Consider the following 21,537-nt stretch of genomic DNA (forward strand, 5'->3'; position numbering starts at 1 on the left):
TTCCGGTCACCCCACGGGTACCGCCGCGTTGACCGCCGTCTGCGCCTGCCGCCACACGGCGGCACGGGTGCTCGCGTACGTCCCCTCGACGTTGTCGAAGTGGCGCAGGTTCGCCTTCCCGCCGTCGGTGTTCCCCTGCCAGTAGGCCGTCACCGCGCGGGTCGTCCCGCCGATGAGCCAGATCTGGTCGGCGTCGTCCGTGGTGCCGGTCTTGCCGAACAGGGTCGCACCGTCCGGGGTCTGCCCGCCGCTCGCGGTGCCGCCGCGGAACGCGCCCTGCATCACCTCGAACGCGGTGGTCGCGACGGCGGTCGGGACCGCCTGCCGGCACGAGCGCTGCTGGCCGCCGAGCTGCTCGCCGTCCCGCGAGGTCACCTCGTCGATGACGACCGGCGCGCAGTACACGCCGCCGTTCGCGACGCCGGCGTACGCGGCCGCCATGGTGAGCGGCGCGATGCTCGTCGTGCCGAGCACGGCTGCGGGGTTCGCCGGCAGGGCTCCCCCGGTCGCCGGGTGCACGCCGAGCGCCGCCGCGGTGTCGCGGATGTCGCACAGGTCGAGCTGCTCGGCCATCGATGCGTAGGCGGCGTTCACCGACTGCGCCGTCGCTGCGCGGACGGTGAAGGGGCCGGTCTGCCCCGGTGAGTCGTTCTTCGGGTTCCAGTACCGGTCGATCGGCTGCCCGCACTGCGTCCACGTGCTCCGTCCGTGCCGGGTACCGTCGACGACCGCGTCCGGGCTCCTGCCGGCGGCCAGCCACTGCAGGAGCGTGAACATCTTGTAGGTCGAGCCGACCTGGAACCCGGTCGAGTCGCCGTTCGCCTCGTCGGTGGCGTAGTTCAGCGAGGTCGCGCTCGCGGGCGCGTTCGACGAGCGGTCGTAGTCCTTGTTCTGCGCCATCGTCAGGACCCGACCGGTCCCGGCCTCGACCGTGTCCAGCGTGGCGCCGAGGGCGAACCGGGACTCACTGGCCGGGTCGTAGCGGTCGAGCAGCGCCTTCTGCTGCCCGTTCAGGTCGAGGTCGAGGGTCGTCTGCACGCGGTAGCCGCCCTTCCGCCAGGCGTCGTCGCGGCGGTCCTGCGTCGGGCCGAGCTGCGGTAGTTCCCGCGCGGCCTCGACCGCGTACTGGCAGAAGAACTCGGCGCCGCGGGCGACGGCCTCGCACCCCTGCTGCGGGGGCGTCAGTCGGACGTACTCGGCCGGCTTCGACGCCAGTGCCTCGGTGAGCTCGGCACGGCTCAGGTGCCCCTGGTCGTGCATCGACCGGAGGATGACGTCGCGGCGGGCGACGTTGTCGGCGGAGTGGCTCGGGCGCGACAGGTCCCGCCGCTCCGGCCACTGCACGATCGCGATGAGCGACGCGGCCTCGGCCGGGGACAGGTCGGTGGCGTCCTTGCCGTAGTAGCGCTGCGCGGCGGCCTGCACCCCGTACGTCTGGTCGCCGAAGTACGCGATGTTGAGGTACGCCGACAGGATCTCCTGCTTCGAGTACTCCTTCGCGAGGCCGATCGCCAGCTTCATCTCGGCGAGCTTGCGCTGCGCGGAACGCTTCGTCGCCTCCTTGTACGCGGCGTCCCGCTCCTCGGCCGTCGGGAGCTCGCTCGCCTGCTGGATCTTGATGTTCCGCACCAGCTGCATCGTGATGGTCGACCCGCCGGAGCCGCCCTTGCCGCCCGCGGCGACCACGCTCACGAGGGACCGGACCATGCTCGTCGCGTCGACGCCGCCGGTCTCGTAGAAGCGCTTGTCCTCGCCGTCGACGGCCGCGTGCTCGAGGGTGTCGCTGATCTGGTCGAGGCTGAGCTCCTGCCGGTTCTGCGCCCAGACGTTCGCCAGGTGCACCGGCTTCCCGCCGCGGTACGCCCAGACCTCGTTGCGCTGCGGCAGCTCACCGATTTCGATGTACTCCGGCATCGAGTCGAAGACCCCGATCGCCGAGGTCGTCCCCACCCCTGCCACCGCCAGCACCGGCGTCACGCCGACCCCGACCAGCAACCCGGCGAGCACACTCCCGCCGACGAAGCCGAGCGCGGCTCCTCCTGCACGTCTGAACGTCATCCCCTGGGCCTCCCCCTCGTGTGGATCACCGCTGCTGCGGTTCCCGGAGCGTCCCAGCCGAGGTCGGACGGCACCCGGGACTTCCCCGGGGAAGTCCGTCACGGCGGCTGGGAAGGTCCCGAGGCGGTACGGATCGTTACAGGAGGCCGTGCTCGTAGGCGAAGATGACCGCGTGCACGCGGTCCCGCAGACCGAGCTTCGCGAGGACCCGGCCGACGTGTGTCTTCACCGTCGACCCGCTCGTGTGCAGCGACGACGCGATCTCCTGGTTCGACAGTCCCCGCGCCATCGCGAGCAGCACGTCCCGTTCCCGCGGTGTGAGCGCGGCCGCGGGGTCCGGGCCGCCGTCCCCCGGATCCGGCAGCCGGGTGCCGAACAGGTCGAGCATCCGCTGCGTGACGCGGGGCGAGACGACCGCCTCACCCGAGGCCACGGCACGGATCGCGTCGAGCAGCTGCGCAGAGCTGATGTCCTTGAGGAGGAACCCGCTCGCCCCCGCTCGCAACCCGCCGAACGCGTACTCGTCGAGGTCGAACGTCGTGAGCACGAGCACGCGGGTGTCGGGGAGCTGCTCGACGATCGCGGCGGTCGCGGTGACCCCGTCGACGCGGGGCATGCGGACGTCCATGAGCACGACGTCCGGGTGGTGGGCGCGTGCCAGCTGGACACCGGCGGCGCCGTCCTCGGCCTCCCCGACCACCTCGATGTCGGGCTGGGCGTCGAGCAGGAGCCGGAACCCCGTGCGGATGAGCTGCTGGTCGTCGACGATCGCGACGCGGATCACTCAGGCCTCCTTCCGGACCGGGATCGTCGCCCGGACCTCCCAGCCGTCCGCGGGGCGCGGACCGGCGTGGACGCTGCCGCCGAGGGCGTGCACGCGCTCGCGGATGCCCACGAGCCCACGCCCGGCACCGATCTGCGGTGCGGGGGCGGTCCGTCGAGCGTCGTCCGTCACGGTGACGACGACCTCGTCGGACGAAGTGGTCACGGTGGCGGTCACCGCGCGGGCACGGGGGGCGTACCGCACGACGTTCGTGAGGGCCTCCTGGACGATGCGGTAGACCGCCAGCTGCAGGGCGTCGTCGTCCGGCGGACCACCGGCGACCTCGAGCGTGACGGGGGTGCCGAGCGCGCGGAAGCCGTCGACGAGTTGCGGGAGGTCACGGACGGCCGGCTGCGGGGCGAGGGAGTCCGCAGCGTCGGCGCCGCCGCTGCCGGCACCCGGCTCGGACAGCACGCCGAGCATGCGCCGCATGTCGGTCATCGCGCTCCGGCCGACGTCCGCGACGCCGCGCATCGCCGTCGCGGACGGGTCGTCGTCCGGCAGCCCCGCCGCGACGCCCTCGGCCAGTCGGACCATGACCGTGACCGAGTGCGACACGATGTCGTGCATCTCGCGGGCGATCCGTGCGCGTTCGGCTGCCGCGGCGAGACGGGCCTGCTGATCGCGCTCGCGCGCGAGCTGGCGTGCCCGGTCGATGAGCGCCTCGGTGTAGCGGCAGCGGTCCCCCGCCGTCGTGCCGATCAGCACGGCGATGACCAGGAAGGCCGGCAGCGCGGGTGCGAAGACCTCGCCGAGTCCACCCGACCCCGGGGCCACGACCCACACCCGGACCGCGGTGGCTCCCGCACCGAGCACGGACGCGACGGCGATGCTCCACCACCCCGCTGCCCGCGACCACCACACGCACGCGGCGAAGGCGGCGAACAGCATCGGCGAGTACCCCGCCTCGGTCCACGCCATCGCGACGACGGACACGAGCCCGGCCAGGACCGTGACCTGCGGCCGGGTCCGACGGAACGGGATGCCCGCGACCGCGATGCCGACGAGGACCAGCACCACGACCGTGTTCGTGACCGAGGAGTCCGCGCGCCAGACACCGCCGATCGCGAAGGCGACCTCGGGGCCGCCCCAGAACAGGATGAGCAGGACGTCCGCCGCACGCGGGTGTCCGGCCCACCAGCGCCGGATCCGTCCGGGTGCGACGGGCAGCGTGAGGTCCCCGGCGCCGTCGTGCACGGCGCCGGGGACGGGTTCGGTCATCGTCACGCGTCCCGCTTCTGCGCCAGGACGAGTGCCGTCGCCGACGCCGCGACCACCCAGGCCGCCAGCACCGCGAATCCGCTCCACCCTCCCAAGGCTAGGACGCCGTCGTGCCAGCCCGAGGTGTCCTCGGTGCCGAACTGCATGAGCGGCTGCCCGGCGTTCTGCGGGAGCAGGTTGTTCAGCGTGCCGAGCCACGTCGCGTTCGTGAACCCCTGCACGAGCTGGACCACCACCGGGGCCACCAGCATGAGCCCGAGCACGGTGGCGATCGCCCCCGCGGTGGAACGCAGCACGATGCCCACGGCGAAGGCGAGCAGCGCGATGAGGGTCAGGTACACCGATGCACCGAGCAGCGGCATCGCGACGCTGGCGTCGAGCGAGGCTTCGACGCCGTTCGCGTCGGCGATCGGCAGCGTCGTGAACGCCGTCGCCCACACGCTGACGGCGCTCGTCACGAACACGGTCGCGGCGAGCACGATGCCCTTCGCGGCGAGCGCCTCCCACCGCCGGGGCACCGCCGAGAACGTCGACCGGATCATGCCGGTGCCGTACTCGCCGGTCACGACGAGGGCGCCGATGACGGCCACGACCAGGACGGCGATCGTCGCACCGCTGGTGCTGTACTGCACGAGCGCGTTCCGGGCGGCGTCCCCGGTGACTGTCCGGCCCCCGTCGTCCGCCAGCGAGGCGAGCAGGACGCCGATGCCGATCGGCACGAGGACGAGGACGAGCAGGCTCCAGATCGTGGAGCGGAGAGACCGCAGCTTGATCCACTCGGAGTGCAGGACGCCCGAGAACCGGATGCGTGCGGCGTCGTGCTGGTGCAGCGTGCGGGGCCGCTCGGTCGTCAACGTGGCGCTCATCGCGCGACCTCCGACCGGTACTCGACCTCGTCGTGCGTGAGTTCGAGGTACGCCTGCTCGAGGCTCGCCTCGGTGGAGGCCAGCCGGTGCAGGACGATCCCGGACGCAGCGGCCGCCTCGCCGATCTGTTCCGAGCCGAGTCCGCGCACGTGCATGGCGCCGTCGTCCTCGTACGTGACCGTGACGTCCGGACCGGCGATGGCGGTCATGAGCCGGTCGGGCTCCGGCGTCCGGACGGAGACGGAGCGCTCGGTCGAGGACGCGACGAGGTCGGCGAGGTCCATGTCGGCGAGGACCCGGCCACGGCCCATCACGACGATGCGGTCCGCGGTCAGCGCCATCTCGCTCATCAGGTGGCTCGAGATGAAGACCGCACGGCCCTCGGCGGCGAGGCTCCGGGCGAGCTGCCGCACCCACACGACGCCCTCGGGGTCGAGGCCGTTGACCGGCTCGTCGAGGATGAGCGTCTGCGGGTCGCCGAGGAGCGCCGCGGCGATGCCGAGCCGCTGTCCCATGCCGAGGGAGAACCCACCGACGCGCTGCTTCGCGACCCGCTCGAGACCGGTCGTGCCGATGACCTCCTCGACCCGGGCCTTCGGGATCCGGTGCGTCGCGGCGAGGGCGCGCAGGTGGTCGTACGCGCTGCGGCCCTTGTGCACGGCCTTCGCCTCGAGCAGCGCCCCGACGCGGCGGAGCGGGTCGCGGAGCTCGCGGTACGGGCGCCCGTCGACCACGGCGCTGCCCGAGGTCGGGCTGTCGAGGCCCATCACGGCCCGCATGGTCGTGGACTTGCCGGCGCCGTTCGGGCCGAGGAAGCCGGTGACCACCCCGGGGCGGACGGTGAACGACACGTCGTCGACGGCGACCTTCTCGCCGTAGCGCTTCGTCAGGTTCTGGATCTCGATCATGCGGCAACCGTACGGAGACCGCACCCGCCGCACATCGGCACCGGAACCGATCTCCGGGCGCGCTGCGTGGTACCCCGGTACCACGCGGAGGGGCTCCGGATACGCTCGACGGATGGCGGACCACGGGTGGCGCGAGGACGTCCTCGGAGCGCCGTTCGAGCGCCTCGAGCTCCCGCTCGGCGAGGACCACGAGGGACCGGTGGTGGCGACGCTCGTCCGACGACGCCGATCCGCTGCGGACCTCCTGCTGCACGCACGCGGTCCGCTGCACGGCGTCGACGTGCTGTACGTGCACGGCTGGTCGGACTACTTCTTCCAGGTCGAGCTCGCGGAGCGCGTCGAGCGGCTCGGCGCCCGGTTCCACGCCCTCGACCTGCGCAAGTACGGGCGGAGCCTGCGACCGCGGCAGACCCCGGGGAACGTCGACGACCTCGCCACCTACGACGGGGACATCGGCGCCGCGCTCGACGCCATCGCCGCGGAGCACCACGGCGAGACCGGTCGTCGGCTCGTGCCGATGGGCCACTCGACCGGCGGTCTGACCCTGTCGCTGTGGGCGGCCCGGCACGCCGACCGGGTCGACGGTCTCATCCTGAACAGCCCGTGGCTCGAGTTCCAGGCGAGCGCGGTCGGCCGTGCGATCGTGGCGCCGGTCATCAAGCTCGGCGCCCGTCGGAACCCGCTCGCGCCGATGCCCGCCGTCGACCCCGGCTTCTACACCCGCACGGTGTCCGCCGCGGGCGAGGGCTCGTGGACGTACGACCAGCAGTGGCGACCCGACCGGGGCTTCCCCCTGCACCCGAACTGGCTCGCCGCGGTGTTCGACGGCCAGGCCACGGTCGAGGCCGGACTCGACCTCGAGGTGCCCGTGCTCGTCCTCCTCAGCGACAAGAGCATGCTGCAACCCCGGTGGGACGACGGGATGGCGCGGGCGGACGTCGCGCTCAACGTGGACGTCGTCGCGCACCGTGCCCTGTCCCTGGGCAGCGAGGTCACGGTCCGACGCCTGCACGGCGCCGTGCACGACGTCGTGCTCTCCGCCCCCGAGGTCCGCGAGCACGCGTACGACGCCGTCGGCCGCTGGGCCGCCGCGCTCCCCCGCTGACACGACGCCGCTGAACACGACGCCGCTGAGCACGACGCCGCTACCCTGATCGCCATGTCCTCCGTCTCGCTCGTCCGGCTCGACCCGACCGGCGCCGACCGCACCGACCTGATCGCGTTCCTCACCGGCGAGGAGTTCCCGTTCCACGTCCGGCGCACCATCCCCCGCGCTGACGCCGAGGCCGCAGTCGACGCCGGTGCGTACCGCGACGACGAGCACGACACCTCCTGGTTGGAGCACGACGAGCTCGGCCGCGTCGGGATCGTCCGGCTCGAGGACCTCGCCGACCCCGTCCCGCTCTTCGACCTCCGGATCGCCGGTCGGTTCCGCGGGCAGGGCCTCGGCGTCCCGGCACTCCGCGCGACGACCGACCACGTGTTCGGCACCCTGCCCGAGGTCACGCGCTTCGAGGGACAGACGCGCGAGGACAACGTCGCGATGCGCCGCGTGTTCGTCCGCGCCGGCTGGGTGAAGGAGGCGCACTACCGCGAGGGATGGCCCGTCGAGGGCGGACGCCCCGTCGCCTCGGTCGGGTACGGCGTGCTCCGCCGCGACTGGGAGACGGGCACGACCACGCCGGTGCCGTGGGACGACGACGAGCGCTGACCGTCGCGGTTCGCGATCCCCGGGATCGACGAACCGGAACGGTCACGCGGGACGGCTGAACAGGTTCACCAGCGTGCCGTCCGGGTCCCGGAGGATCGCGGACCGGTTGCCCCACGGCATCGTCGTCGGCGGCAGCACCACGTCGGCGGGACCCACCTGCAGGCGGTCGAACGTCGCGTCCACGTCCGCCACGAGGAACTCGACGATCGCGCTGCCTGCCGCACCCGCCCGGGGCGCGTCGACGCCGAGCACCGCGACCGTCGCCGGCGTCCCGAGCGCGAGCACGAGGCCGCCGGTCACGATCTCCGCGAAGACCGGAGCCGGACGTCGGGCGGTGGTGTCGGTGACGCGCTCGTAGAACGCCACCATCCCGTCCAGGTCGTCGGTGATGATGCGGATCGATGCGAACTCCACGGTGTGCCTTCCCGGGTGACCACCGTGGCCACCCGGGGTCGAGCATCCTCGCCGTCCGCGACACCGTCCTGTCGGGGTTTCTGTCGAAGCGCACGCAACTCGTCGCCCGCGCGTACAGCTCGTCGCGGTTCGGGGGGGGGGACGGTCCTTCGTGCACCCCAGGACCTCGTGGCGAGCGACGCGTCCGCATGACGCACGTTCCTTGCGAAGAACCGCGGACCACCTATGTGAGACAGGAGCTCCCGGAGGCCAGTGCGAGAAGACGCCCCAGCGACGCACCGACCTCGCTTGCGGCAAGCCATTCCCTGCTCTCGATGCCGCCGAGTCCGGCAGTCGACCGGCTGTCGGACGACCATCAGGACCCCCGTCGGAGACGCTGATGGGCAGCGACGGCTCTTGCGAGATCGGTCGAGGCCGTACTCTGACCTCCTCGCGTACTACGGTTCGAACGTGCCCGCGTTCTCCACCGACGACATCCTCGGCAACAGGCTGGACTTTGAGATTGCCCGCGACGGATTCGTCCGCAGGCTGCGAGACGATGCTGCGTTGCGCAATGCCGAGACGTGGCTTCGGCGCGAGGGCTACCGGGTCATCGAGCTGGACGCCGGGGCTTGGCAAGAAGACAAGCAGATGCACATCGCCTTCGCGACGGCCCTTCAGTTCCCCAGCCACTTCGGAAAGAACCTGGACGCGCTCAACGACTGCATGTCAGACGTAGCCGAGGCGGACTACGGGTGGAATGCGACCGAGACAGGCCTCGTCCTGATCCTCTCCGGCTTCGAGCGTTTCACTCAGCGACTCCCACGGATAGCCGACGATGTGCAGCACATTCTGAGGAGGCAGGGACGCTACGCAGCGCTCTTCGGGAACCGGCTCCTCACGATCTTGTCCTGAAGAGGATCCTTGGGTTCAGCCGGTCGTTGCAACGGCTTCGCCCCGACCTCCCGTGTGGAGGTCGGGGCGGAAGGCGGCGACTGGATGCAGGGTTGTGACTGCCTACCTGGTGCGGGTCTTGCTCAGCGGCGGCGGAGGCGGGTGTCGGCGACGGCGGGGACGGGGACTTCGTACCGGTCCTGGGGGGCGACGTCGGTGCCGGGCTGGGTGAGGGCGTCGATGCGATCGAGGGTCGCGTCATCGAGGGTGATGTCGGCGGCGCGGAGGTTCTGCCGCAGGTGCTCGGGGGTGCGCGGTCCGATGAGGACGGTGCTGACAGCGGGGTGGGTCTTCACGAACGCGAGGGCGAGTTCGGGCAGGGAGATGCCGAGGTCGGCGGCGATCGAAGTCAGACCGTCGACGATGTCGAGCTTGCGCTGGGCTTCGGGGGTGGAGAGGTCGAACTCGCCGCCGGCGAGGTTCGCGCGGTGTGCGGTGACGGGCTGGTCGCGCTTGATCTTGCCGGCGAGCCAGCCGTTGGCGAGGGGGCTCCAGATGAGGATGCCCATGCCGAACTGCTGCGCGAGGGGGAGGACGTCGGCCTCGACGGCGCGCTGGAAGATCGAGTAGGAGATCTGCTCGGTCATGAACCGGGACAGGCCGCGTTCCTTGGCGATCCACTGGCCCTCGACGATGGTGTGGGCGGGGAAGGTGGAGGAGCCGAAGTTGCGGATCTTGCCAGCGCGCTGGAAGTCGGTGAGTGCGCCGAGGGTCTCCTCGAGGCTGGTGTCCCAGTCCGGGCGGTGAATCTGGTACAGGTCGATGTAGTCGGTGCCGAGTCGGCGGAGGCTGGCGTCGAGGGCCTTGGTGAGGTAGCGGCGGGATGCTCCACCCGCGAGCGGGTGCTGGTCCATCGTGTTGCGGGCCTTGGTGGCGAGGACGATCTCGTCGCGGCGGTTGCCGAGGGCCTTGCCGAGGAGGGTCTCGGACTCGCCGCCGCTGTAGATGTCGGCGGTGTCGAAGAGGGTGATGCCAGCGTCGAGGGCTTCGCCGACGAGCTGGTTGGCGTCGGCCTGGTCGACGTTGCCCCAGGCTCCGAGGTTCATCGCGCCGAAGCCGAGGACGCTGGTCTTCATGCCGGTGGTGCCGAGGGTGCGCTGTTCCACGAGGTGGTTCCTTCCGTGCGGCTGCGGCCGCGATTGTGGTGCTGGTGCTGGTGCTGGTGCTGGTGCTGGTGCTGGTGCTGATGCTGGGTGGGTGCGGGGCCGGAGGGGGTTCGACCGGCCCCGCACTCGGCGCACCGAGGTGGTGGTGCGAGTCGGGGTCAGGGGCGGACGAACGCGCCGCCCTCGACGTCGAAGGTGGAGCCGGTCATGTAGTGGCCGGCGCCGGAGGCGAGGTACACGGCCAGGCTCCCGGCGTGCAGTTCGGCGTCACCGATCCGGCCGAGCGGGATGGTCTTCAGGACCGCTTCGAGCTCGTCGGGGTGTTCCTGTTCCCACCGCTCGGACTCGGCGGAGGCGACGAACGGGCTCATCACGTTGACGGTGATGCCGTACTGGCCCCACTCGCGGGCGGCGACGCGGGTCAGGGAGCGGATGGCTTCCTTGTTCGATGCGTACGCGGCGTGGTTGGGCAGTGATTGCGCGCCGGCGCCGGAGCTCATGTTGAGGATTGTGCCCTTGGTCTCCTTGAGGTGCGGAAGGGCTGCGACCATGTACCGCCAGGTGGCGAAGACGCCGGACTCGTAGGTGACGATCATGTCGTCCCAGGTGGTGTCCTCGAACGGGATGACGGTGCGGAACTCCTGCGCGTTGTTGATCAGGACGTCGAGCCGGCCGAAGGTGTCGACGGTGGTCTGGACCACGGAGGCGGGGACGTCGTGGTCCTTGTTGTCGCCGGCGATGGTGAGGACCCGCGCGTCGGGAACGAGCTGCTCGAGTTCGACCTTGGCGTCGTCGAGGGTGGACTGGGTGCGGCCGGTGAGGACGACGGCGATGCCCTCCTTGACGTAGGCCTTGGCCAGGCCGAGGCCCAGCCCCTTGCTGCCGCCGGTGATGATGGCGACTTTGCCATTGAGATCGGACATGTGCGGTGGTGCCTTTCGTATGTGCGCGGGGCGGCGACCGTCGTCAGGCGCGGATGGGTGTGAGAAACCGGCAGGGGTGGAGAAGGGGGGAACCCACCCCTGCCGGGGATCAGGGGTATTACTTGCCTTCGGCTTCGCGGGAGACGGGCGCCCACTCGGCCCACTCGGCCAGGCGCTGCTGGTACACGTGCGGTGCGAGTTGGGTGGGCTGCTCGCCGAAGAACACCCGCAGCGGCGCCTGCTCGGCGTCGATGACCTTGAGGATCGCGGAGCCGAACCCGACGGGCTTGGGCTGCTCAGCGCCCGACATCGATGCCATCGCGTCGTGGATGGGCTGGTACTGCGGCTGCGCGTCAGCGACGACAGCGGACGCGCCGACCCAGTCGGTGTCGAACCCGCCGGGCTCGACCAGAGTCACCTTGATGCCGAACCCGGCGACCTCCTGCGACAGGGACTCGGTCAGGCCCTCGAGCGCCCACTTCGACGCGTGGTAGCCGCCGAGGGACGGGAACGCGGCGACGCCGCCGATGGTGGAGATCTGGATGATGTGGCCCGAGCCCTGCTCGCGGAGGATCGGCAGGACCGCCTGGGTGACGTGGAAGACACCGAACAGGTTCGTCTCGAGCTGGTCGCGGAGCTGCTGCTCGGTGATCTCCTCGACGGTACCGAACAGGCCGTAGCCGGCGTTGTTGATCACCACGTCGAGCTGCCCGAACGTCTCGTGCGCCTGCTGGACCGCGGCGAACGCCTGGTCACGGTTCGTGACGTCGAGCTGGATGGGGAGGACCTGGTCGCCGTACTGGTCGACGAGATCCTGCAGGGTGTCGGTGTTCCGCGCGGTCGCGGCGACCTTGTCCCCGCGCTGCAGGGCGGCGAGGACGAACTCCCGGCCGAAGCCCTTGGACGAACCGGTGACGAACCAAACCTTGCTCATGACGCTCCTTCACTCATGCGCCCGTCTGACGCTGGGTAGACCCTACGCCGTCCGTGACACCGAGTGTCAAGTGTGCGTCCTGGGGGTATGCTGAGGAGATGAACGAGGACACCCCGACACCGATCCGGGAGCGCACACGTCGCCTGGCGCAGACGGAGCTGACGTCGGTTGCGCAGGACCTGTTCCTCGAGCACGGCTATGAGGCGACGACGGTGGATCAGATCGCGGCTGCCGCCGGTATGTCGAAGCGGACCTTCTTCCGGTACTTCCCGTCGAAGGACGACCTGGTGATCGGCAAGTACGACCTGTTCGGCGACCGGATGGCGGACGCCCTCGATGCCCGGCCCACAGACGAGTCCGTGTGGACGTCCCTCCGGCGGGTGTTCGACATCACCCTCGACTACGTCCGCGACGACCACCAGCGGGCCCGGAACGACGCGATGGAACGCATCGTGCAGACCACTCCGCAGCTCACCGCCCGTTACCTTGAGAAGATGCAGCGCCTCCAGACTCTGCTCACCGGACGCGTGGCGACGCGCCTCGGGCTCGCCGACGCACCGGACGACCCGCGTCCCGCGGCGATCGTCGGCGCCGCATTCGCATGCATGCAGGCCGCCAGGCTCGCGTGGCTCGAGTCAGACCAGACCGAACCATACGAGGTGTACCTCGACCGGGCGATGGGCGCCCTCGACGCGGCACCCGCACGCCCTGGGTCCCTGGAATCCGTCCGCTGAGCCATCGCTAACCGGATGCCGCGAGTTGCTCGTGTGTCAACGCGGCCTGGTCACCGATCAGGTGGCCGGCACCGGTTCGCAGCTCGACGACGGCCGCCGGGAAGAGGTTTCGGATCCGGTCGGCAGCGGCTCGAGCATCGAGCATCCTGTCGAGTTCCCCGTAGGCAGCGCTGACCCGTGCGCGGATCTGCTGCAGGTCAACGCTGTCGTGCTCAGGGAGCGGGTCGGTGCGGGGCCTGAAGTGCTCGAACGTCCGGAGCGAGAAGGCATCGAGGTCTCGGTTCATCGGCGTGCGCTCCGACGGAGCGGCGTGGGGACCGGTGAGGTACGAAAGCGCAGATCGACGCCCCCGTTCGCCGAGCACCGTCAGGGCGCCGGCGAGGACGAGCGGAAGCACCCGACGGGGTCCGAGCCCGCTCGCGGATTGGAGCACGAGATGAGCCACCAGCTCAGGGTTGCGTGCTGCGAGCGCGGTCGCGATCCATCCGCCGATCGAGACTCCCACGACGGCAGCGGGACGATCGGCCACCGCGCGGACGACCTGGGCGGACCAGTCCGCCTGTTCTGCCGCCCGGAACGGAACACGGGTTGCTGTGCTCGGGCCAGGCTCCCCGGGGAGGTTGACGGCGTGGACGCGGTACTCGTCGGACAGGCGTCGGATCGTGGGCGCCCAGGAGAGTGCTGTTGCTCCGGAACCGTGCAGCAGAACGACGGGGTGGCCGTCACTCGGACCGGCACTGAGCACGGCAACAGGCCCAATCGTGGTCGCGATCGTTTGCCGGCCGACGTGGGGCAAGTGCTCGTCGACGAGGGCGTCGTACATCCGCGTGAGTTCGGCGGCACCGTCAGCGCTGCGGAACCGGCGATCCTCAGTCACGGGTTGCCTCCATCGCATTGCTGATGAACGTCAGGACGTCCAGCGCACCGGCGAGCTCTCCTGTCGCCACGACCTGGAGCGCACCATCCTTCGGTATGCGTGCGACCTGCAACGCGACCCCCGAGGTCCCGCCCACGACGTTCAACAACGTGAACACCCGTTCCTCCTGCCGGCTGTCTGCGGCCTCGATGCGAACCACCACCGTCGCCGAGACCGCGGCTTCACCGCCCGGCTGACTCGTCGACGGTGCAGCGGCGGACGACCCCTGCCTGCCGATCAGTTGGAGGTCCTCGACCCGGATCCGGTACTGCTTACCGATCCGCGTCGCCTGCAACCGCCCCGTCCGGATGTAGTCACGGATGGTCCGCGGGCGGAGCTTCAGACGTTCCGCCACATCTTCGACACTCAGCATCTCGCTCACGGCCCTATACTGACACAAACAACCATGAACGCACAAACTGACCTACGACAGCGCGGCCTCGACGCCGCATCGCCCTCCGTTCGGCTGCAAGCCGTGCTCGCTATCGGCACGGCAGCAGACCCGGTCGACCTCGACGCCCTCATCGTCCGGTGCGCGGTCGAGCCCGACTTCTTCGTCCGCGACATGCTCACGTGGGCGCTCACACGTCTCCCTGCACGCGCCGTGCTGCCGCGCCTCCTCGATGAGGTCGAACGCGGCACCCCGCAGGCGCGGAGTCAGGCGTTGCACACGCTCTCGAAGATCGCCGACACGTCCACCCACCAGGTGGTGGTCGCATCCATCACCGACCCCGATGATGAGGTCGCGCGCGCCGCGTGGCGTGCCGCCGTCGCCACCGTGCCGGTCGGCGGAGCCCCAGCGTTGGGTGAGCTGCTTATCAGTCAGCTCGGGCGTGGAGACCGCGCCGTCCAGCTCAGTTTGAGCCAGGCGCTCGTCGCGCTCGGAGCAGACGTCATCACGCCCCTGCTCGAGTCACGCGCGGAGGAGCCACATGCCGCCGCGACCCTCAGGCTCCTCACGGATCCGGCTGCCGGCAGCCAGCTCGCGGTTGAGGCAGCGCGCCGCGAGGTCGCGAAGGGGAACACCCGGAACGCGAAGGGCTGAGGTGGCGTTACCGGACGGCCGCGCCGAAGGTCCCGGTAGCGTTCCTGCCGTGCTCGAGTTCCCCATCCTCACGGAACGATTCACCCTCAGCGTGCTGAGCCGGGCTGACCGAACGGCCTTCACGGCCTACCGCCGCGACCCCAACGTGGCACGGTTCCAGTCGTGGACACCGAGCTGGTCCGACGCCGACACCGACGCGCTCATCGCCGACCAGCCGACGAAGCTGCTCCCAGGCTCGGGCGACTGGCTCCAGATCGCAGTCCACCACCGAGATACCACATCACTCGTCGGCGACGCCGCCGTGCACGCCATCGCGGATCAGCCAGACACGTACGAACTCGGCGTGACACTGGCACCCGAGTGGCAAGGTATCGGAGCGGGCCAGGAGTCACTCCGTCAGCTCATCGACGATCTGTTCCGCTTGCAGGAGGCTCACCGGATCATCGCGATGACGGATGCGCGCAACATCGCCGCGGCGCAACTCTTCAGGCGGCTCGGCCTGCGGCACGAGGGCCGCGCTGTGGATGCGGATTGGTTCAAGGGTGAATGGACGAGCATCGACACCTGGGCGATGCTGCGCGAGGAGCACGGCCGGCGAGCACTGCCTTCGACAAGGTAAACAACCGCAGGCGCAGATCCTCCGCCCAAGAACGCCGTCAACGTCCTTGACCGAACGGCCCCGGGTAGAACCACGACAGCAGCCGCAGCTCCAGGCCAACCGAACGCCAAGAGGAGCACCCCGGCCCCGTGCCAGCATGTTCATCCGCGGGACTCGCTTCGTGCCGAGCGTCCGGCTGCCGATCTGCTACCGGACGTTGCTACCGCAGCTCGCTTCCGAGGTCACCAAGGCTGACCGTGAGAATCTCCGTCAAGAGGCGGGCGTACGTGCCATTGGGATCGAGGTCCGGGTCGTAGACCGTGACCGAGGCGCCGACGGCGCGCGGTGCAAGGCCACGGAGCAGCTCGATCAGCTCCTCCGGCGTGCAACCACCAGGGTCCGGACTGTCGACCGCGGGCATCACCGACGGGTCGAGCACGTCGACGTCGACCTGCAACCAGTAGCCGGCAGCACCGGCTGTCGTCCGCAGGGCATCGACGACGGCAGCGGTGCCGCGACCGCGCCACTCCGAGGTCGGGACCACCGCACCGACCACGGTGCGGACCTCCGCGAGTTCGGCGTCGTCGTCACGGCAGCCGACGTGTGCAGTCCGTGCGGGCTCGAAGTACGGGCCGGCGCCGTCGATGTCGGACACGGCTGGCCAGTGGAGCCCGACAGCGGCGGCCAGGTCCTCCCCCGCGACGCTCGCGCACCCGTCGCTGTTGCCCGGGTGCCGGAAGTCGGTGTGTCCGTCCACGTGCACCAGCCCGACACCGCCACGTCGCTTCATCGCCAGGCCGGCCCCGAGGAGCACGCTGCAGTCTCCACCGATGACCAACGGCGCCGCCCCGGTGGCCAGGACCGCTTCGACACGGTCCGCGAGCCGCCGCGCGTGATCGACCATCGCGCCCTCGTTCCGCACGACACCCGGACTGCGGGTCGCGTCGTCGTCGACGTACCGGCCAGGGAGGACGACGCCGGCGTCGATGGCTCCCCGCTCGGTGAACCAGCGGAAGAGCCCGGCTTCTCGGAGCGCCTCAGGTGCTTTCGCCGCGCCGGGGACCGCACCGGGCTCGGGTGGCCGCAGGCCGAGGTTGGTCGGGGCCGAGACAAGCGCGATCACCCAACCGAGTCTGACAGAACGGCTCCGCGCCTCCTCCCGAAGCTAAGTGGATACGACGGCACACCGCGGCAAGAGGCGTCCGATTGGCGATCGTTGAGGGAGACGGATCGGAGCATCAGGCGGATGCCCGTCCCCGTCGACGCAGCGCGCGAAGAACGATGAACAGCAGCAGGAACCCGAGGGAACTGCTGATCAGGAAGCTGAGACCGACCCACACCGTGACGAACGTCCGATGTCCGAGCAGTGCGTCGAGCAGGAGACCAAGACCGACCGCGAATCCGGCGAGCAATGCAGCGGAGACCGGTTCGAGCCACGGCGGAGACAGCAACGATGCTCGGTCTACCGGGAGACCCTGATCCAGACGTACTCGTGCGGCTTGCTCTCGATCCCGAATGGCGACACCGATCGTTGGCCCCCACACGGCGATCGCGGCCTGGCTGCCCTCAGGGTTGAGCAGGATCAAGATTCCCATCGTCGCCACCACGCCGGCTAGGTACCACCAAGGGAAGACACGGCGCAGCGGGACTGCCCAGCGTCCGTCCCGCCCCGTGCCGTCGTTCCCCACAACAGAATGTTTACACGCGGCACCCACGCCGACGAGGGCAGAATCGAAGACGGACCACACCGTCCGATGGCCGATCGGGAGCCGGACGGGGCGATAGACTGTCAGCAACGAAACCTCCGCCGACCACGGCGGAGGTTTTCTTGTATGAGCACCCCAACGCCCCTGACCATCACCACCGCGGACGAACGGCACCGCTCTCAGCTCGAACAGCTCTGGACCATGTTCCGGCACGAGATGTCAGCGTTCACCGGCACGCTCCCCGACGAGCGCGGCCGCTTCCGCCAAGAACGACTCGACGCCGGCCTTGCGGAGCCGGGCTGGTCGGCACACGTCTTCCACCTCGGACCGCACCCGGTCGGACTCGCGGTCCTCCGCGGGCTGGACGCAGAGGAGCACGTCATCAGCAGCTTCTTCATCGCGCACGGAGCGCGGCGCGCTGGCATCGGATGCGCCGCCGTGAGTGAACTGACGGCGGCGCACCCGGGGAGATGGACGGTGGCCCACCAGGACCGCAACGAAGTAGCAGCGAAGTTCTGGCGCACGGTCGCGACCGAGATCGACCCGACGTGCACGTTCGAGCACCGCGCCGTCCCGGGCCAGCCCCATCTTCCTGCCGACACCTGGGTCCGATTCGCTGTCAGATGACCGATCCTCTCCGGGCGCCTGGCCGCCTCAGGACCCTGGTGTCGGGTGCCGGCGGGGATTGAGGAGATCGCCGTCCCAACTCAGGTCGTCATCGTGGTGCACCTCGAAGGCCTCGAAGCGGTCGTCCGCGAGGATGCTGTCGACGAGTGCGCGTGAGCCAGCGACGATCGACGAATCCCAGTCTTCCTCCGACGCGACGACCCAGGCGCGATCCTCTGGCCAGATCATCGACGTGTACGGCCCCTCCTGGTTGGAGCGACTGCATTCCCACCCAGGCACGGTGCGGTGCGCCCACGTCGGATCCGCCAGCTCGCCCAGGCTCGAACCGAACAACCACATGTCACGGCCCGGCCAGTGCAACTGCATGCGGTCGCGCGCGAAAACGTTTCGACCCCCCTCTGCCCATGGCGGGTTGCCTGTGCCTTCCCACGATCCGACGACCAGGTCATCCGGGGTCGACGTCGCGGCGCGCAGGTGCGTCGTCAGGACCGCGAGATCCTCCGGGTCGAACCACCCGTCATCGGACTGACCGACACTCCACCCGTCCACCCAGCTCCTGGTCTGCTCTTCGTCAGTGATGCGCCACCACTGCACCAGGGGGTGCATCACCCGGCCATTGCGACGCGCGACCTCAGCCCACCGCCAACGCGCGTGCTCAACATCGACGGGATCACCCCACTCGTCCACAGTGTCCGGGTCGGTCCGGTCTGCATCCACCGGGTGCAGCAGCCTCGCGTACGCCTCGAAGCCCGTGCCAGCGACACCTCCGACGGTCGCCCAGCGGCCGGCACGCTCGACGATCCACGCACCGCGTACGGCTTCGGTCAGCAAGATCACCCCGTCAGCATGGCACCGGAGTCGGCCCGCTCACCGTTTCCGCGGATTGGTCCGTCAGTCCCCGAGGACGGGTCGGAGCACCCCGTGCGGGATGTCCAGCTCCTCGGTCCGGACGATCCGCGGCGGCGCGACCTCGTCCGTCTCCTCGACGGCGAGCACCCGGTCGCCGCGGAACGCCCGGACCCCGTCGCGCAGTCGGCACCAGGCGACGAGGTACCAGTCCTCCCCCTTGCCGACGTACCCGAGCGGCTCGACCGTGCGGTCGGTCTCGGTGCCGGTCGCGTCCCGGTACCGCATCCGCACCACGCGTCCACCCGTGAGCGCTCCCGCGAGTGCGACGGGTGCCGGGGCCCGGTCCCCCGCCTCGAGCAGGAGCACCCGTGCCGCGAGTCGGGCCGTCCGACGGGCGTCGTCCTCGGCGAGCACCGCGGTGACCTTGCGCGCCGCACTCCTGGCGGCGTCGCGGAAGGGGCTCGCGCCGAGGGTCCCGAGGCCGATCGCCACGGCGAGCGCCTCGTCCACCGTGAGCCCGAGGGGCGGAAGCGTCGCGCGGGCGTCGATGGTGTACCCGCCGGTGCGTCCGGGCTCGGACCAGATCGGGAGGCCGGCCTCCTGCAGCGCCCGCAGGTCCCGTTCGACGGTGCGGACGCTCACCCCGAAGTGCTCGGCCAGGCGACGAGCGCTCCGCCGGCCGGGTGCCGCCGCGCGCAGCTCCTCGACGAGCGCGTACAGGCGGTCGGTCCGGTTCACGACGCGACCCTAGCGCCCTGGACGCACCACGGGACGGGCCAGGAGGCGCGGTGCGGGCCGGCACCGCGCCTCCTGGCCCGTGGACGGTCGCGTCTCAGGAACGCGACAGGCGCGTCACCGTCGCGTGGGCACCGTCCGCGATCAGCCCGTCGAGGGCGTCACGGTAGGCCGTGACGAACCGGTCGTCGTCCACGAGGTCCCCGAAGACCTGGCGGTTCCGGATGAAGGCGAGCCGGTCGTCCCGCTGGGTGAGCGCGATCCGGTGCAACGGCTCGGCCAGCCGGTCGACGATCTGGATCGGCTCGCCGGACTCGTCGGTGCCCTCGTCGTAGCGCGCCCACGAGGCCACGATGCCCGCGGACAGGGTGACGGGTCGGTCGGCGGCGAGGTTCTCGCGCACCACCGGCAGCAGCCACTTCGGGATGCGGTCGCTCGACTCGGCGCAGAGCCGGGCGAGGGTGTCGCGGACCTCGGGGTTCTGGAAGCGCTCGATGAGGGTGGACTTGTAGTCCTCGAGGTCGATGCCGGGCACCGGGTGCAGGGTCGGCGTGCCCTCCTCGTCCATGTACCGGCGCAGGAAGGTCGCGATCGCCGGGTCCTGCGTGGCCTCGTGCGCGTAGCGGTACCCGGACAGGTACCCGAAGTAGCACAGGCCCTGGTGGCTCGCGTTCAACAGTCGCAACTTCATGAGCTCGTACGGCTCGACGTCGTCGACGATCTGGACGTCGGCCTGCTCGTACGGCGGGCGGCCCGCGGGGTGGTCGTCCTCGAGCACCCACTGGAAGAACGGTTCGGCGACGACGGGCCAGGCATCCTCGATGCCGAGCTCGTCACGGACCCAGGCGCGGTCCTCGTCGGCGGTGACCGGGGTGATCCGGTCGACCATCGAGTTCGGGAACGAGACGTGCTCGTCCATCCAGTCGGCGAACGCCGGGTCCTGCAGCCGGGCGTAGGCGGTGAACATCTCGCGGGCGACGTGCCCGTTCCCCTGGATGTTGTCGCAGGACATCACGGTGAAGGGCTCCAGCCCGCGGTCCCGCCGGCGCCGCAGGGCCTCGACGACGAGTCCGAACACGGTGTGCGGCGGGCCGTCGCCGCGCAGGTCGGCCGCGACGCCCGGCTCGTCGGCGACGAACTCGCCGGTGACGTGGTCGAAGTTGTAGCCACCCTCGGTGATGGTCAGGCTGACGATCCGGGTGTCCGGGTGCGCCATCTTCTCGACGACGGCGTCGGGGTCGTCGACGGCGAGCAGGTAGTCGACGATGCTGCCGATCACGCGGGACTCGCGGGTGCCGTCGGCGTGCTTGAGGACGAGCGTGTACAGCCCGCCCTGCTCGGCCATCGCCGTGGCCATCCGACGGTCCTGCTCGAGCACGCCGACGCCGCAGATGCCGTACTCGCGGGCCTCGCCCTGCTGGAGCAGCCGGTCGATCACCATCGCCTGGTGCGCCCGGTGGAAGCCGCCGACGCCGAAGTGCACGATGCCGGCGGTGATCCCGTCGCGGTCGTAGGTCGGGACGGCGACACCGCTCGCGGCGATCTCGTCGAGGTGCTGCGGGGACAGTCGGACGGGCATCGGGTACTCCTTCGTACGGCGGACGTGCTCGCCCAGTCAACCACGTGCACATCTGTTCAGAACCACGGTTCCCGCCGGGGTACGTACCTGAAGATGCTCTCCACGTCGTTGCACCGAGTGCATCGATGCACCTAGTGTCGTGGCCGTGACCCTGTCGATCGACCGCCGTGCTGCCCTCAAGGCGAAGCACCGTGCGGCGATCCTGCAGGCCGCCCGCGACCTCGTCGAGGAGCGCGGGGGCCGCGGGTTCAGCGTCGAGGACCTCGCCTCACGGGCCGACATCGCCCGCCGGACGGTGTTCAACCACTTCGGGTCCCTCGACGAGGTCCTGCTGGCCGTCTGCGAGCAGGAGCTCTCGGTCATCATCGACCGCTTCCTCGCCGACATGGCGAAGACCCCGGTCGGCGACGGCAGCCGGTCGTCGATGTTCGACGAGCTCGAGTCCGCCGCCCGCGGTGCCGACCTGGCGCCCGCGATCGCCGGGATGTACCGGATCCTCGGCGACCCCGGCAAGGACGACCCCAAGGCCGCGGTGCTCACCCAGACCGCCTTCGCACGGGTCACCGAACGGCTCCGTGACGAGGTCGCCCGACGCCACCCGGCCGCCGACGCCCTCGACGCCGCACTCCTCGTCGAGTCCCTGATGAGCGGGATCGTCGTGATCGCCGAGCACTGGCTCACGACGACCGGACCCCGCCTCGACCAGGACGCGCTCGACGACTGGGACGCCCTGCTCGCACGACTCGTGCACAGCGTCCGCAGCGGCTACATGGCCGACGACTGACACTTCCCTCCCAGGGGTCCACCGGCGCACCCCGCTCCACAGCAGCTGACAACGAAAGGATCGGGGC

Annotated in this window: 24 protein-coding genes; 8 read left to right on the forward strand and 16 right to left on the reverse strand. The window is 70.5% G+C overall.

Annotation, left to right across the window (positions count from 1 at the left end):
• Nucleotides 1-6: 6 nt before the first annotated feature.
• From QE359_RS18170 to QE359_RS18190, 5 genes are all read right to left on the reverse strand, one after another.
• Complete coding sequence (locus QE359_RS18170) at nt 7-2,058, reverse strand: transglycosylase domain-containing protein (RefSeq protein WP_309780227.1); 2,052 nt, start codon at nt 2,056-2,058, stop codon at nt 7-9.
• Between the two features lie 136 nt (nt 2,059-2,194).
• Nucleotides 2,195-2,842: a response regulator transcription factor gene (locus QE359_RS18175; protein ID WP_309780228.1), complete on the reverse strand. Its 648-nt coding sequence runs from the start codon at nt 2,840-2,842 to the stop codon at nt 2,195-2,197.
• Nucleotides 2,843-4,102 (reverse strand): histidine kinase, encoded by a 1,260-nt coding sequence (locus QE359_RS18180; protein WP_309780229.1) that lies wholly within the window; start codon nt 4,100-4,102, stop codon nt 2,843-2,845.
• 2 nt (nt 4,103-4,104) lie between these two features.
• Nucleotides 4,105-4,968, reverse strand: coding sequence for an ABC transporter permease subunit (locus QE359_RS18185; RefSeq protein ID WP_309780230.1), 864 nt, complete (start codon nt 4,966-4,968; stop codon nt 4,105-4,107).
• Nucleotides 4,965-5,876: an ABC transporter ATP-binding protein gene (locus QE359_RS18190; RefSeq protein ID WP_309780231.1), complete on the reverse strand. Its 912-nt coding sequence runs from the start codon at nt 5,874-5,876 to the stop codon at nt 4,965-4,967. The genes QE359_RS18185 and QE359_RS18190 overlap by 4 nt, the downstream gene beginning before the upstream one ends.
• Nucleotides 5,877-5,988: 112 nt before the next feature.
• Between QE359_RS18190 and QE359_RS18195 the strand changes: the two genes are divergently transcribed.
• Nucleotides 5,989-6,981 (forward strand): alpha/beta hydrolase, encoded by a 993-nt coding sequence (locus tag QE359_RS18195; RefSeq protein WP_309780232.1) that lies wholly within the window; start codon nt 5,989-5,991, stop codon nt 6,979-6,981.
• Between the two features lie 54 nt (nt 6,982-7,035).
• The gene (locus tag QE359_RS18200) at nt 7,036-7,587 is read left to right on the forward strand and encodes a GNAT family protein (protein WP_309780233.1); all 552 of its coding nucleotides are present in this window, start codon (nt 7,036-7,038) and stop codon (nt 7,585-7,587) included.
• Nucleotides 7,588-7,629: 42 nt separating this feature from the next.
• On the opposite strand, the gene QE359_RS18205 is transcribed toward QE359_RS18200, so the two are convergent.
• Nucleotides 7,630-8,001 carry a VOC family protein gene (locus QE359_RS18205; protein ID WP_070418171.1) on the reverse strand — a complete coding sequence of 124 codons (372 nt, stop codon included), beginning with the start codon at nt 7,999-8,001 and terminating at the stop codon, nt 7,630-7,632.
• A gap of 450 nt (nt 8,002-8,451) precedes the next feature.
• Here QE359_RS18205 and QE359_RS18210 point away from each other — a divergent pair, with 450 nt between their 5' ends.
• Nucleotides 8,452-8,895: a barstar family protein gene (locus QE359_RS18210; protein ID WP_309780235.1), complete on the forward strand. Its 444-nt coding sequence runs from the start codon at nt 8,452-8,454 to the stop codon at nt 8,893-8,895.
• A 122-nt stretch (nt 8,896-9,017) separates the two neighbouring features.
• On the opposite strand, the gene QE359_RS18215 is transcribed toward QE359_RS18210, so the two are convergent.
• From QE359_RS18215 to QE359_RS18225, 3 genes are all read right to left on the reverse strand, one after another.
• Nucleotides 9,018-10,040 carry an aldo/keto reductase gene (locus QE359_RS18215; RefSeq protein ID WP_309780236.1) on the reverse strand — a complete coding sequence of 341 codons (1,023 nt, stop codon included), beginning with the start codon at nt 10,038-10,040 and terminating at the stop codon, nt 9,018-9,020.
• 158 nt (nt 10,041-10,198) lie between these two features.
• The gene (locus tag QE359_RS18220; protein WP_309780237.1) at nt 10,199-10,963 is read right to left on the reverse strand and encodes an SDR family oxidoreductase; all 765 of its coding nucleotides are present in this window, start codon (nt 10,961-10,963) and stop codon (nt 10,199-10,201) included.
• Nucleotides 10,964-11,081: 118 nt separating this feature from the next.
• Nucleotides 11,082-11,897, reverse strand: coding sequence for an SDR family oxidoreductase (locus QE359_RS18225; protein WP_309780238.1), 816 nt, complete (start codon nt 11,895-11,897; stop codon nt 11,082-11,084).
• Between the two features lie 98 nt (nt 11,898-11,995).
• On the opposite strand from QE359_RS18225, the gene QE359_RS18230 reads away from it, so the two are divergent.
• The gene (locus tag QE359_RS18230; protein WP_309780239.1) at nt 11,996-12,631 is read left to right on the forward strand and encodes a TetR family transcriptional regulator; all 636 of its coding nucleotides are present in this window, start codon (nt 11,996-11,998) and stop codon (nt 12,629-12,631) included.
• 7 nt (nt 12,632-12,638) lie between these two features.
• On the opposite strand, the gene QE359_RS18235 is transcribed toward QE359_RS18230, so the two are convergent.
• Together QE359_RS18235 and QE359_RS18240 are read right to left on the reverse strand one after the other, a co-directional pair.
• On the reverse strand, nt 12,639-13,454 hold the full coding sequence (locus tag QE359_RS18235) for an alpha/beta fold hydrolase (RefSeq protein WP_309780240.1): 816 nt from the start codon (nt 13,452-13,454) through the stop codon (nt 12,639-12,641).
• 46 nt (nt 13,455-13,500) lie between these two features.
• Complete coding sequence (locus QE359_RS18240) at nt 13,501-13,920, reverse strand: helix-turn-helix domain-containing protein (RefSeq protein ID WP_309780470.1); 420 nt, start codon at nt 13,918-13,920, stop codon at nt 13,501-13,503.
• Nucleotides 13,921-14,022: 102 nt separating this feature from the next.
• Between QE359_RS18240 and QE359_RS18245 the strand changes: the two genes are divergently transcribed.
• Together QE359_RS18245 and QE359_RS18250 are read left to right on the forward strand one after the other, a co-directional pair.
• A complete protein-coding gene (locus tag QE359_RS18245; protein ID WP_309780241.1) occupies nt 14,023-14,592 on the forward strand; it encodes a HEAT repeat domain-containing protein in 570 nt (189 codons plus the stop codon).
• A gap of 49 nt (nt 14,593-14,641) precedes the next feature.
• A complete protein-coding gene (locus QE359_RS18250; protein WP_309780243.1) occupies nt 14,642-15,211 on the forward strand; it encodes a GNAT family protein in 570 nt (189 codons plus the stop codon).
• Nucleotides 15,212-15,410: 199 nt separating this feature from the next.
• On the opposite strand, the gene QE359_RS18255 is transcribed toward QE359_RS18250, so the two are convergent.
• Nucleotides 15,411-16,313: an arginase family protein gene (locus QE359_RS18255; protein WP_309780244.1), complete on the reverse strand. Its 903-nt coding sequence runs from the start codon at nt 16,311-16,313 to the stop codon at nt 15,411-15,413.
• A gap of 115 nt (nt 16,314-16,428) precedes the next feature.
• On the reverse strand, nt 16,429-16,776 hold the full coding sequence (locus QE359_RS18260; protein WP_309780245.1) for a hypothetical protein: 348 nt from the start codon (nt 16,774-16,776) through the stop codon (nt 16,429-16,431).
• A gap of 246 nt (nt 16,777-17,022) precedes the next feature.
• On the opposite strand from QE359_RS18260, the gene QE359_RS18265 reads away from it, so the two are divergent.
• Nucleotides 17,023-17,523 (forward strand): GNAT family N-acetyltransferase, encoded by a 501-nt coding sequence (locus QE359_RS18265; protein WP_309780246.1) that lies wholly within the window; start codon nt 17,023-17,025, stop codon nt 17,521-17,523.
• 27 nt (nt 17,524-17,550) lie between these two features.
• Here the strand turns inward: QE359_RS18265 and QE359_RS18270 are convergent, their stop codons facing one another.
• From QE359_RS18270 to QE359_RS18280, 3 genes are all read right to left on the reverse strand, one after another.
• Nucleotides 17,551-18,360, reverse strand: coding sequence for a hypothetical protein (locus tag QE359_RS18270; RefSeq protein WP_309780247.1), 810 nt, complete (start codon nt 18,358-18,360; stop codon nt 17,551-17,553).
• Nucleotides 18,361-18,414: 54 nt separating this feature from the next.
• On the reverse strand, nt 18,415-19,110 hold the full coding sequence (locus QE359_RS18275; protein ID WP_309780248.1) for a YafY family protein: 696 nt from the start codon (nt 19,108-19,110) through the stop codon (nt 18,415-18,417).
• A gap of 94 nt (nt 19,111-19,204) precedes the next feature.
• Entirely contained in the window at nt 19,205-20,686 is a 1,482-nt protein-coding gene (locus QE359_RS18280) for a mannitol dehydrogenase family protein (protein WP_309780249.1), read from the reverse strand.
• Nucleotides 20,687-20,831: 145 nt separating this feature from the next.
• On the opposite strand from QE359_RS18280, the gene QE359_RS18285 reads away from it, so the two are divergent.
• A complete protein-coding gene (locus QE359_RS18285) occupies nt 20,832-21,470 on the forward strand; it encodes a TetR/AcrR family transcriptional regulator (RefSeq protein ID WP_139219791.1) in 639 nt (212 codons plus the stop codon).
• Nucleotides 21,471-21,537 lie beyond the last annotated feature (67 nt).

The sequence above is a fragment of the Curtobacterium sp. SORGH_AS_0776 genome (assembly GCF_031453355.1).
Taxonomy (GTDB): domain Bacteria; phylum Actinomycetota; class Actinomycetes; order Actinomycetales; family Microbacteriaceae; genus Curtobacterium.